This is a genomic window from Tamlana sp. s12 (assembly GCF_016767215.1).
Lineage (GTDB): Bacteria > Bacteroidota > Bacteroidia > Flavobacteriales > Flavobacteriaceae > Pseudotamlana > Pseudotamlana agarivorans.
Genome location: NZ_CP068547.1, coordinates 211,320 through 223,331 on the forward strand (window position 1 = coordinate 211,320; position 12,012 = coordinate 223,331).

Genomic DNA, 12,012 nt, shown 5'->3' on the forward strand with positions numbered 1-12,012 from the left:
ATGTCAATCTTATTTGTATGAACGTTGTTTCAGTTCAATGTCTTTAAATTCTAATTCTTCTTTGTGTAATACCGCATCTGCAGGCTCTCCTTTATACTCCCAAGCAGCAACGTATGCATAGTTTACATCGTCACGTTTTGCTTCTCCTTCTTGCTCGCCATCAAGCTCAACAGACTCTTCTCTAAAGTGACCACCACAAGATTCAGCTCTGTTTAAAGCATCTTTAGCAAATAACTCTCCTAATTCAAGGAAATCTGCTACACGTCCAGCTTTTTCTAATTCAGGATTTAACTCATTCGCACTTCCTGGAACTTTAACTTCTTTCCAGAATTCCTCACGAATCGCTTTAATTTCAGCCATAGCTTCAGTCAAGCCTTGAGCATTTCTAGACATCCCTACTTTATCCCACATTACCTTTCCAAGTTTTTTGTGGAAGTAGTCTACAGATTTTGTTCCCTTGTTGTTTATGAAGAAATCGATACGATCTTTCACTTCTTTTTCAACAGCATCAAATTCTGGAGTATTTGTTGGGATTTTTCCTGTTCTAATATCGTGAGATAAATAATCACCTATCGTATAAGGTAACACAAAATAACCATCGACTAAACCTTGCATTAAAGCCGAAGCTCCAAGTCTGTTTGCACCGTGATCAGAGAAGTTAGCTTCACCAATACAGTATAAACCTTCAACCGTTGTCATTAAGTTATAATCAACCCAAACACCACCCATGGTGTAGTGTGTTGCAGGATAAATCATCATCGGCGTTTTGTATGGATTTTGATCGACGATCTTCTCATACATTTGGAATAAGTTTCCGTATTTAGCCTCTACTATCGCTTGTCCTAATTCGTAGATTTTCTCTGCAGAAGGATTTGCGATGTTATGAATTTTAGCTTGTTCTTTACCGTAACGCTCGATTGCTGAAGCGAAATCTAAATAAACCGCTTCACCAGTAGCGTTAACACCAAATCCAGCATCACAACGCTCTTTAGCAGCTCTAGATGCTACATCACGAGGTACTAAGTTACCAAAGGCAGGGTAACGTCTTTCTAAGTAATAATCACGATCTGCTTCAGCAATTTCAGTAGGCTTTAATTTCCCTTGTTGAATAGCTTTAGCATCTTCGATTTTTGCAGGTACCCAAATACGACCATCATTACGTAAAGACTCCGACATCAATGTTAATTTAGACTGGTAGTCTCCCGAACGTGGAATACAAGTTGGGTGAATTTGTGTATAACAAGGGTTTGCGAAATACGCCCCTTTTTTATGAATTTTCCATGCTGCAGTAGCATTAGAACCCATCGCATTTGTTGAAAGGAAATAAACGTTTCCGTAACCACCTGTTGCAATAACAACAGCGTGAGCCGAGTGACGCTCAATTTCACCAGTAATTAAGTTACGAGCGATAATTCCTCTAGCTTTTCCGTCAATTTTAACAACGTCAAGCATTTCATGACGGTTAAACATTTCAATTTTACCACGAGCAATTTGTCTGTTCATCGCAGAGTAAGCTCCTAGTAATAATTGTTGTCCGGTTTGTCCTTTTGCGTAGAATGTTCTTGATACAAGAACCCCACCAAATGAACGGTTATCTAATAATCCACCATAATCACGTGCAAAAGGAACCCCTTGTGCCACACATTGGTCGATAATATTTCCTGAAACCTCAGCCAAACGGTAAACGTTAGCCTCACGAGATCGGTAATCGCCTCCTTTTACAGTATCGTAAAACAATCTGTAATTAGAATCGCCATCACCTTGGTAATTTTTTGCTGCATTAATTCCCCCTTGTGCTGCAATAGAGTGCGCACGCCGTGGAGAATCTTGGTAAGCAAATGCTTTTACATTATATCCTAATTCGGCTAATGTTGCAGATGCCGAACCTCCTGCTAAACCAGTTCCAACAACAATAATATCAATATTACGCTTGTTTGCAGGGTTTACTAAATTAATATGATTTTTATAATCTGTCCATTTATCTTTAAGTGGACCTTTTGGTATTTTTGAATCTAAAGCCATTCTATTGAAGATTAATGGTTAAAAAAATGATGGTAAAGTGCAATAAAAATAAACCCTAAAGGAATAATTATTGAATATGCTGTACCTATAGTTTGTAAGGTCTTTTTTCTTCCTGCTGTACCTCCCATTGATTGGAACGCCGAAGTAAATCCGTGTAATAAGTGTAACGCTAAAAACACAAAGGCCAACACATAAGCTCCAACACGTACAGGGTTTGCGAATTTATGAACCAATTCTTCATAATAACGATACCCTTCTACACCCGCCATCGTACCAGACCAATCGCCTTTAACGAACTTCGTGTTAATTTCAGGAAACCAAAAATCAATAAAGTGTAAGATGATGAAAGCTAAAATAGCAACCCCACTCCAAATCATGTTTCTGCTTACCCAGGTAGAGTTTGCAGCACCATTATTTTTAGCATAGGCTACACCATTTGCTTTTTTGTTTTTTATTTCTAATATGAATCCCATTACGAAATGAAAAATCACACCAAAAAGTAAAACAGGTTGTAAAGCAAATTGTATTAATGGGTTTGTCCCCATAAAGTGAGACACTTCATTAAAAAGTTCGGGGCTGAAAACCGATAAAATATTAATAGCAAAATGCTGAAGTAAGAAAAACATGAGGAAGAATGCAGAAAGCGCCATGGCTACCTTTCTTCCTATCGAAGATTTAAAAAATCCGCTCATTAGTTAAGTTATTTTTAAGATTCTAGCAAAGGTAGTTCAGAACCAAATTATAGGCAAATAACATTTGTCATGTTTTTGTTATTTAGAATCATTATAATTAACTAAGTATTTATACTTACAAAATACGTAGTTTTCCTACTTACTCTACTATGATTTTTTTAGTCAACTCCCCATTCTTTCCAGAAACCTTAACGAAATACACGCCTCTTGAGATGGCAGAAAGATCGATAGCTTCTTGATTAGAGGGTGTAAAAGCTGCTTTTTCAAAAACGGTTCTACCGCTTAAATCGTAAATTAATAAACTTTCTACTCTACTATTATCTCCGCCCTGCATATAAAGTATACCGTTGGTGGGATTAGGATAAAACTTTAAGGCCACATTATTAATATTATTTGAACTAACTCCAAGAAGGCAATTGGACTGACTTACACCAATCATAGCAGTTCGCCCTCCAAAACAAGATGAAAAAGGAAGACTTGCTTCACTTTCTGCTTGAATAGTATTTGCCGCCATGCGATTTTCATTTGATAGATCTCGTATTTGTTCTCCAAGTGATGTTGAGTAATGCATCACATCATTAAATTCTTTAATAACATGCCCCAATTGATGGGCATGTCCAATTTCATGTAAAGCTACACTTTGAAAATCAACTGAAAAACCTGGCGACCCACTTCCAAAATACCAATTGGTTTCGTTATCAAAGACCATGTCTATAGCTGTTGGAAACACTTCTGAATCATTTAAAACATCATTCTGACTGGCACAAAGTGTGAAGGAATATGAAGTATTACCTAAAGTACCGTCAGGCAATTCATTACCATTATCGAAGCGAATAATGTTCACACCGTCGGTGATATCGGCTACATCAACAGAAGACACGCCATCAATACTAAAATTAACACCAGTTTCACAACGCCAAGTCTCTAAAGCCGTAAAAAAATTATCTTTTGCCCCAGGATGCTCATTATCAGCATTAAAACTGGTTTCTAAATCAAATTCATAGCCGCCACTGCCATCGTTATTTACAAGCCGTGTCGGAAAAGCATAATCCTGTAATCCGCTTCCAGCATCAATATTAAAAACAACATTCAACAAAGCATAGGTTATTGTTAAATCAGCTGCCGACTCAATAACTTTAAAACCAGCATCGGTTACACGTATACTTCCTGTACCCGCTTTAGCAGGAACCTCAACTACAATAGACGTTGGTGACCAACTTAAAATTTGGGAATCTAGCGCATCAATAAAAACCGCATTGCCCATATCATCTTCACCACCGGTATCGGCATCTCTAAAACTCACTTTACCTCGAGCACTCCCAAAATTACCCGTAGCACCACTTGCAAGGGAAATGGTAATAGTAGAACGCGTGCCAGCTGTAGTACTGGAAGGCGAAAAAGTTATTCCTGTTGGAACCAACTCCTGCTTAGATTGGACTAATTTGGAAGTTTCATCCGAAACATTAAACGGTTTTACCTCGATATAATTCATTTGAGTATAATTAGAAAGGGTTTTATAAAACCCTTTAACGATACCAGACTTGGCCGTAAAAACATTTGCAACTACATCTTTATACAAATTATATTTATAAAACCCTTGAACACCACTGTATACTTTAAAAAACTCTGCTTCCTTAACACCAACTTGACCACTTTTTATCAGTGTAAACACTCCCAAATCTTTGGGTTTTAACTGCAAACTATGGGTTACCAACTGGCAATCGTAGCCCACAGTTCCTCCCCTTGTAATCACTTCGACCGTGGACACATGTTTTCCTTTAAAAACCTTATAAACTTCAATCGTATTTTTTGTATAAATATGATCATCATCACCCCAAAATGATGTCTTTGAAATCACTTTGCCTTCAACAATCAAATCTGACTGTTTAACTTGCTGCTCTAAGGCAACTTCTTTGAAATAAACTTGAGAAAAAACGAATGGACCTGTAAGAAAAATTAAGAGCCAAACGAAGTTTATTGTTACGAAAGTATTTTTTTTAATCCCCATAATACCATGTATTTAATTAATAACGAATGTGTTACCATCAAAAATACTAAATAATACTGTATAATTTATCTAGAATCATTACTTTTATCCTCCTTTTAAATTTCCAATAAAAATGAAATACACACCTATTAATAGTAAGCTATTTGTAAAAAATCGTGAAAATTTTAAAGCAAAAATGCTTCCTAACAGTTTAGCTGTTTTTAATTCAAATGATATTTATCCAGTAAGTGCAGACAGTACCCTACCTTTTGAACAACATCGCGACATCTTTTTCTTAAGTGGCGTAGACCAAGAAGAAAGTATTTTAGTTCTTTTTCCTGACTGCCCAAAAGAGAAACACCGTGAGATTTTATTCCTTAAAGAAACCAATGAACATATTGCCATTTGGGAAGGCGAAAAATTAACTAAAGAAAAAGCCTTTGAAACTAGCGGAATAAAAACCGTTTATTGGTTACAAGACATGGAAAAAATCATGTTTGAAATCATGACCCAATGCGACACGGTTTATATAAACACCAACGAGCATTATCGTGCAAATGTTGATGTTGAAACTCGTGAAGATCGATACACCAAATGGTTAAAAGACAAATACCCTGCACACCGTGTAGCTAAAAGCAATCCTATTTTACAACGCTTACGATCGGTTAAGGACCCTATTGAAATTGACTTAATCCAACAAGCATGTAACATTACTGAAAAAGGATTTCGTCGTATTTTAAATTTTGTTAAACCAGGCGTTTGGGAACATGAAATTGAAGCCGAATTTATGCACGAGTTTTTACGTAATCGTTCGAAAAAATTCGCTTACACCCCTATTATCGCTTCTGGAAACAATGCTAATGTTTTGCATTATGTTGAAAACAACCAACAGTGTAAAGCTGGCGAGCTTATTTTAATGGATGTAGGTGCTGAATACGCTAATTATTCTAGTGACATGACACGTAGTGTTCCTGTGTCAGGTAAGTTTACTAGCCGCCAAAAAGATGTTTACAACGCCGTTTTAAACGTGAAAAAACAAGCTGAAAGCATGCTTATTCCGGGAACCGATTGGGCACAGTACCATGTTGAGGTTGGTAAATTAATGACTAGCGAATTACTCGGTCTAGGTTTACTAGACAAAGCTGATGTACAAAATGAAAACCCAGAATGGCCGGCATACAAGAAATACTTTATGCATGGTACCTCACACCATATTGGATTAGACACCCACGATTACGGCATTTTAACAGATCCGATGGAGCCTAATATGGTCTTTACGGTTGAACCTGGCATTTATATTCCTAATGAAGGTTTTGGTATTCGACTTGAAGATGATTTAGTCATTCAAGAAACTGGAGCTCCCGTAAATCTTATGAAAAACATTCCTATTGAAGTTGAAGAAATAGAGGATATTATGAATGCTTAATACCTACTAAAAAGGTATTCCATTCTATTTTCCTAGAATCACATAAAAAGAAAGAGGCTGCTTGATAAACAAGACAGCCTCTTTTCGCATACAAATACTGAGAAATATTTTTAAAGAGTGACTAATTCAAATAAATAATCGTTGAGTTTTTGCAGCGTGTTAATTTTATCTTCAGAATCAATTAACAGAGAAATATTGTTTTGACTCCCTCCGTAGGAAATCATTCTAATTTTTACATCTTGTAATATTTTAAACAACTTGAAAGTATCATCATGATTTACAACTTCATGCCCTACCAAACATACTATGCTTTGGTTTTTATCCACTTCAATAGTTGCAATTTTATCTAATTCAACTAAAATAGCATCCAAATTAGAGTCATCATCTATAGTTAGAGATACAGCTACTTCCGAAGTAGTAATCATATCAATAGACGTTTTATAAGTCTCAAAAATTTCAAAGACTTTCTTTAAGAAACCATGTGCTTGTAACATTCTGGCCGACTTAATTTTTATAGCCGTAATACCATCTTTAGCAGCAATAGCTTTAATACCATCACCCGTTGTAATATTAGAAATTAAGGTACCATGAGCAGAAGGTTCCATCGTATTTTTTAAACGTACTGGAATATTATCGGCTCTAACAGGAGTTACCGTTTGTGGGTGTAATATTTTAGCACCAAAGTAAGCTAACTCGGCAGCTTCATCGAATGACAGGTTTGAAATTGGATGTGTATTTTCAACATGTCTTGGATCATTATTATGCATCCCGTCAATGTCAGTCCAAATTTGAACTTCATCAGCAATAAAAGCAGCACCAATAATGGTAGCCGTATAATCACTTCCACCACGTTGTAAGTTTGAAATCTCCCCTTCAGTATCTAAACAAATAAAACCTTGAGTGATGTAAATTTGAGAATCTTTAGTCGCCTCAAAAACCGCTTTAAAGTTTTCTTTAATATAAGCGATGTCTGGCTCCTTATTTTCATCAATACGCATAAAGCTTAAAGCAGGCAACAACGCCGAACTCACACCTTCTTGATTCAAATAGGCATTAAACATATAAGTTGAAAGCAATTCACCTTGAGCCACAATTTGATTGGCTAATGTTTCAGAAAAAGGTTTTGCAGTAGCTTGTTCTAGTAAGTTAAAAACTTCAGCAACATAAATCTTCACCTCTGCATTCAATGCTTCATTCTGCAACAAATCATCGATAACCACTTTGTAATTTTCATGTAGTGCAGAAACTTTTGCAACCGCATCAGTTACATTTCCTGATTTTATATCCTGCCCAATAGCTACCAATTGATTTGTAGTTCCAGACATAGCTGAAAGCACAACTACCTTTTTCTCACCATCGTTAATAATATTTTTAACGTTGGCCATATTTACCACCGAACCTACCGAGGTTCCTCCAAATTTTAATACTTTCATGGTCATTAATTTGACCGCGAAATTATAATTCATTTGCGTAACCACGATGTTTATTAAAAAAAAAGTTTATTTTTACACATATTGTTAAATAATTAACATAAAGTATTCATGAAAACGGTATCGAATTGTGTTGAAGACATTTTAATCACGCAACCTTATTTAGAAGAAGCCTTATCAAGAAACATCATAAATTTTAGCGCTTTAGCCATCGAACTGGTAGAACCGATAAGCAAAATGCTGAAAAAGGATGTTAAACCAGGAGCCATCATGATGGCGTTACGCCGATACAATCCGCCTGCGACTTTATCAAATTCTGTAAAAATGAAAAAAGCCATTCAGAATTTAGGTGATATCACGGTGCGCTCAAATCTTACCGATTTTACCGTAAAAAACTCCGATACTTTAATAGACAATCATTCCAAAATTCTGGAGCGCATTAAAACGGAATCGAAACCCTTTTACACCTTCACGAGAGGGATTCATGAAAGCAATCTAATTATTTCGAGCAGCTTAAACGATTTTATCAAAGACGAACTTAAAGGTGAAACTTTATTGGCTGTTCAGGAAGGTTTATCGGCCATTAGCATTAACTTACCTCAAGACAACTCTAAAATAGCAGGTTTGTATTATCACTTTTTTAAACGCTTAGCTTGGGATGGTGTGGTCATGTATGAAGTGATTTCTACCACCAACGAATTTACCATTTTAGTGGAAGATGAATATGTAGACAAGGCATTTACAGCTATAAAGCGTGTGAAATCATAAAATTAGATTTTTCCTAGCTATCTTTTATCTTTGCCATTCACAATTGAGGGTATGAATTTAGATTTTAAAGGCACCAACATTCACTATACCGATTCTGGAAAAGGCAGTGCTTTAGTGTTGCTTCACGGCTTTTTAGAAAGCACCCAAATATGGAAACAGTTACAACCAGAATTATCTAAAAAATTCAGAGTTATTTGTATCGATTTGCTAGGTCATGGCCAAACTGGCTGCTTAGGTTATGTACATACTATGGAACAAATGGCCGAAGCTGTTGAAGCTGTCCTTAAACATTTGCGTATTAGACGCTCAACCATGATTGGGCATTCGATGGGTGGCTATGTAGCACTCGCTTTCGCGGAAAAAAAGCCAGACGATTTAAAAGGGCTTTGCCTATTAAATTCCACTGCTAGTGCCGATAGTACTGAAAGAAAAATAAATAGAGAACGCACTATTGAAGTGGTTAAAAAAAATCACGAAACTTTTATTAAAATAGCCGTTACGAACTTATTCCGTCCCAAAAACCGAATTGTATTTAAGGAAAGAATAAAAGAACTAATAGCCAGTGCTCAAAAAACGCCTTTACAAGGTATTGTAGCTGCTTTAGAAGGTATGAAAATCAGAGATGATCGCGAAGCACTACTTCATTTTACTCCCTTTAAAAAAATGATTATTGCTGGAAAAAAAGATCCTGTTTTAGATTATAATACTATTTTAGAACAAGTTGAAGGCACCCAAGTAAAACTGGTCACCTTTCCCGATGGCCATATGAGTTTTATTGAAAATGAAAGTGAATTACTACACGAAATAATGCATTTCGTCGAAAAATAACGCTCTTTGTCGTTTTGTTTGGATTTCTTTTATACATTTAAAGCACCCCAAACCAAAAAACCATGAAAATAACGTCAAACAAACTAGCGTTAATTCCAAAAATGTATTGCACACTTTTTAATCATGAGTATCAGGTTTCTAAAAATGTAACCTCTCATGTAAAAGAGTACCGCTGCAAAAACTGTAAAAAAGAATTAACCACAGATAGCAACGGGAATTTAACCGAATTAACACCAACTTTTCGAGAAATTAACGCCATTTTAGAACGCGTTTACCAATCAAAAACAGAGCGTTTAAAAGAAAAAGTGATGAACACTTCGGTTTATCAGCAAGTTTAAACAAGCAGGTCTTCCCTCTTAACGCTTGTTTATTCAGTAAAATTTTTCCAGCCTTGAGCTTTAATCGGAATTCGAGTATCTGCTCTGGTCACTAAATGCAAGCCTTCTTTAGCTTCCTTCATATAACCAATAACCGTAAAATTTGGATTGGCCTTAATTTTAGGATAGTCTTCCTGAGAAATTGTGAATAACAACTCATAATCTTCTCCTCCATTTAACGCCACGGTAGTACTATCAATATTGAACTCCTCACAGGTAGAAATCACTTGAGGATCTAAAGGAATTTTTTCTTCATATAAATCGCACCCCACATCACTTTGTTTACAAATATGTATGATTTCTGATGATAGCCCATCACTAACATCAATCATAGAGCTTGGTTTAACACCCAATTCAGATAACAATTTAGGGATATCTTTTCGAGCTTCAGGTTTTAATTGCCTTTCGATAATATAAGTGTAAGGCTCTAAATCTGGTTGATTATTAGGATTCACTTTATAAACTTCCTTCTCTCTTTCAAGCACTTGCAAGCCCATATATGCCGCACCTAAATCGCCCGAAACCACTAGCAAATCATTAGGTTTAGCACCACTTCTATATACTTCTTGTTCAGCTTCAACTTCGCCTATAGCCGTCACAGAAATTAGTAATCCAGAAGTCGAAGAGGTGGTATCGCCACCAATAACATCAACATTATATATGCTAGCAGCTGTCTCAATGCCATCGTATAATGCTTCCAAAGCCTCCAACGGAAAACGGTTGGAAACCGCGATAGAAACCGTAATCTGAGTCGCTTTGGCATTCATAGCGTAAATATCAGACAAATTTACAACGACCGACTTATAGCCTAAATGCTTCAATGGCGCATAACTTAAATCAAAATGCACACCTTCCACCAATAAATCGGTGCTTACTACAACACGTTTATTATCAAAATTTAAAACAGCAGCATCATCACCTATACCTTTTATTGTTGAAGTTTGCTTAATCTTGAAGTTTTGAGTTAAATGCTCTATTAACCCAAATTCACCTAATGCACTTAATGGCGTCCGTTGTTGATTCTTATCTTCTATCATGATGCAAAAATAAGAAGCTATTTTTGTTTTTACTACCTTTATCACAAAACAAAACCTTTTTAGTTAATTAATAAAAAACACCTTGAAAAGAATCTCCAAATACCTAACCTTTGTTTTCGTGTTCCTATTATTAGTAACAACATATTCCTGCAAAACAGAATCTATTGACGATCCAACCGAGATTACTGATAGTGATGGCGATGGTATTGAAGATGAAAACGATAACTGCCCAGAAACTGCAAATCAAGACCAGGAAGACAGTGACAACGATGGTATAGGCGATGCTTGCGACACCGATTATCCTTTTGAACCACTTGCTTATTGCGAAGACGGTTTTGCAGATATCTATCCTTGTCAAGAATACAATTTAATGGCTCATATGCCTATTGAAACACTGGCTGAAACTGGTGCTTCCGGAACAGATTGCTGGGGATGGACCGACCCAACAACACAAAAGGAATATGCTTTGTTTTGCGCTTCTAGTGGTGTTTCTTTTGTAGACATTAGCCAGCCAAACGAACCTGTTTTCCTTGGTAAATTACCTACAGCCACCATTAACAGCTCTTGGCGTGATGTAAAAGTATACAACAACCATGCATATATCGTGGCTGATAATGCTAGCGATCATGGCATGCAAATTTTCGATCTTACCAGACTTAGAAATGTGAGTAATCCTCCCGAAACATTCACTGCCGATAGCCGTTACACAGGTTTTGGTAGCGCTCACAATATGGTTATCAACGAAGCATCTGGTTTCGCCTATGCTGTTGGCACGACGAGATCGGGCACTTATGCTGGTGGGCCGCTTTTCATAAATATTCAAGACCCAATAAACCCAACCGATGCTGGCGGATTTCCTGGCTACGCTCATGATGCCCAGGTGATTACCTACAATGGTCCTGATACACGGTATGCTAATAGAGAAATCCTTATTGGTAGTAATGAAAATGAAGTGGTTATTGTTGATGTTACAGATAAATCTAACCCATTAAAAATATCATCTATAACTTATAATAATGTAGGCTACACCCATCAAGGTTGGTTTACTGAAGATATGACTTATTTTATTCTAGGAGATGAGTTAGACGAGGTTAACCTTGGTAACCAAACCAGAACCATTATTTTCGATTTCACCGACTTGGAAGCCCCTAAATACCACATGGATTACCTAGGACCAACAGCGGCTATAGACCACAATGGGTATGTTAAAGAAGATGTTTATTACCAAGCAAGTTATACAGCTGGTTTTCGTGAAATCAACATTTCAAATATTGAAGGCAAAACTATTTCTGAAACTGGCTATTTCGATACGTACCCAGAAAACGATAACACTAGTTTTAATGGGGCTTGGAGTGTGTATCCGTTTTTTCCTAGCGGCAATATTATTGTAAGCGATATTAACCGTGGCTTGTTTGTGATAAGAAAAAAAGACCTGTAATTTAACC

The 12,012-nt window shown here is 36.5% G+C and carries 10 protein-coding genes; 5 read left to right on the forward strand and 5 right to left on the reverse strand.

Annotated elements, in window-relative coordinates; genetic code table 11:
* Positions 1 to 9: 9 nt before the first annotated feature.
* The 3 genes from JJL45_RS00930 to JJL45_RS00940 form a co-directional block, all read right to left on the reverse strand.
* Positions 10 to 2,022 carry a fumarate reductase/succinate dehydrogenase flavoprotein subunit gene (locus JJL45_RS00930; RefSeq protein ID WP_202664210.1) on the reverse strand — a complete coding sequence of 671 codons (2,013 nt, stop codon included), beginning with the start codon at positions 2,020 to 2,022 and terminating at the stop codon, positions 10 to 12.
* Between the two features lie 11 nt (positions 2,023 to 2,033).
* Positions 2,034 to 2,714, reverse strand: a complete 681-nt coding sequence (locus tag JJL45_RS00935; RefSeq protein ID WP_068601351.1) for a succinate dehydrogenase cytochrome b subunit — start codon at positions 2,712 to 2,714, stop codon at positions 2,034 to 2,036.
* Between the two features lie 139 nt (positions 2,715 to 2,853).
* Positions 2,854 to 4,722: a zinc-dependent metalloprotease gene (locus tag JJL45_RS00940; RefSeq protein ID WP_068601349.1), complete on the reverse strand. Its 1,869-nt coding sequence runs from the start codon at positions 4,720 to 4,722 to the stop codon at positions 2,854 to 2,856.
* A gap of 112 nt (positions 4,723 to 4,834) precedes the next feature.
* On the opposite strand from JJL45_RS00940, the gene JJL45_RS00945 reads away from it, so the two are divergent.
* On the forward strand, positions 4,835 to 6,127 hold the full coding sequence (locus JJL45_RS00945) for an aminopeptidase P family protein (protein ID WP_068601347.1): 1,293 nt from the start codon (positions 4,835 to 4,837) through the stop codon (positions 6,125 to 6,127).
* A gap of 110 nt (positions 6,128 to 6,237) precedes the next feature.
* Here JJL45_RS00945 and JJL45_RS00950 read toward each other — a convergent pair whose 3' ends face one another.
* A complete protein-coding gene (locus JJL45_RS00950; RefSeq protein ID WP_068601760.1) occupies positions 6,238 to 7,560 on the reverse strand; it encodes an aspartate kinase in 1,323 nt (440 codons plus the stop codon).
* 108 nt (positions 7,561 to 7,668) lie between these two features.
* Here JJL45_RS00950 and JJL45_RS00955 point away from each other — a divergent pair, with 108 nt between their 5' ends.
* From JJL45_RS00955 to JJL45_RS00965, 3 genes are all read left to right on the forward strand, one after another.
* On the forward strand, positions 7,669 to 8,325 hold the full coding sequence (locus JJL45_RS00955; protein WP_067144894.1) for a hypothetical protein: 657 nt from the start codon (positions 7,669 to 7,671) through the stop codon (positions 8,323 to 8,325).
* 51 nt (positions 8,326 to 8,376) lie between these two features.
* Entirely contained in the window at positions 8,377 to 9,153 is a 777-nt protein-coding gene (locus tag JJL45_RS00960) for an alpha/beta fold hydrolase (RefSeq protein ID WP_068601345.1), read from the forward strand.
* Positions 9,154 to 9,215: 62 nt separating this feature from the next.
* Positions 9,216 to 9,491: a hypothetical protein gene (locus tag JJL45_RS00965; protein ID WP_067144896.1), complete on the forward strand. Its 276-nt coding sequence runs from the start codon at positions 9,216 to 9,218 to the stop codon at positions 9,489 to 9,491.
* Between the two features lie 29 nt (positions 9,492 to 9,520).
* Here the strand turns inward: JJL45_RS00965 and thiL are convergent, their stop codons facing one another.
* Entirely contained in the window at positions 9,521 to 10,567 is a 1,047-nt protein-coding gene (gene thiL / locus JJL45_RS00970; protein ID WP_068601343.1) for a thiamine-phosphate kinase, read from the reverse strand.
* A gap of 118 nt (positions 10,568 to 10,685) precedes the next feature.
* Here thiL and JJL45_RS00975 point away from each other — a divergent pair, with 118 nt between their 5' ends.
* Positions 10,686 to 12,005 (forward strand): choice-of-anchor B family protein, encoded by a 1,320-nt coding sequence (locus JJL45_RS00975; RefSeq protein WP_242521402.1) that lies wholly within the window; start codon positions 10,686 to 10,688, stop codon positions 12,003 to 12,005.
* Positions 12,006 to 12,012: the final 7 nt, after the last annotated feature.

What these genes read in the sequence shown, in the direction of transcription:
- JJL45_RS00960 (WP_068601345.1), top strand. Translation starts at nt 8,377, where the DNA reads ATGAATTTAGATTTTAAAGGCACCAACATTCACTATACCGATTCTGGA.
- JJL45_RS00935 (WP_068601351.1), bottom strand. Translation starts at nt 2,714, where the DNA reads ATGAGCGGATTTTTTAAATCTTCGATAGGAAGAAAGGTAGCCATGGCG.
- JJL45_RS00955 (WP_067144894.1), top strand. Translation starts at nt 7,669, where the DNA reads ATGAAAACGGTATCGAATTGTGTTGAAGACATTTTAATCACGCAACCT.
- JJL45_RS00940 (WP_068601349.1), bottom strand. Translation starts at nt 4,722, where the DNA reads ATGGGGATTAAAAAAAATACTTTCGTAACAATAAACTTCGTTTGGCTC.
- JJL45_RS00950 (WP_068601760.1), bottom strand. Translation starts at nt 7,560, where the DNA reads ATGAAAGTATTAAAATTTGGAGGAACCTCGGTAGGTTCGGTGGTAAAT.
- JJL45_RS00930 (WP_202664210.1), bottom strand. Translation starts at nt 2,022, where the DNA reads ATGGCTTTAGATTCAAAAATACCAAAAGGTCCACTTAAAGATAAATGG.
- JJL45_RS00965 (WP_067144896.1), top strand. Translation starts at nt 9,216, where the DNA reads ATGAAAATAACGTCAAACAAACTAGCGTTAATTCCAAAAATGTATTGC.
- thiL (WP_068601343.1), bottom strand. Translation starts at nt 10,567, where the DNA reads ATGATAGAAGATAAGAATCAACAACGGACGCCATTAAGTGCATTAGGT.
- JJL45_RS00945 (WP_068601347.1), top strand. Translation starts at nt 4,835, where the DNA reads ATGAAATACACACCTATTAATAGTAAGCTATTTGTAAAAAATCGTGAA.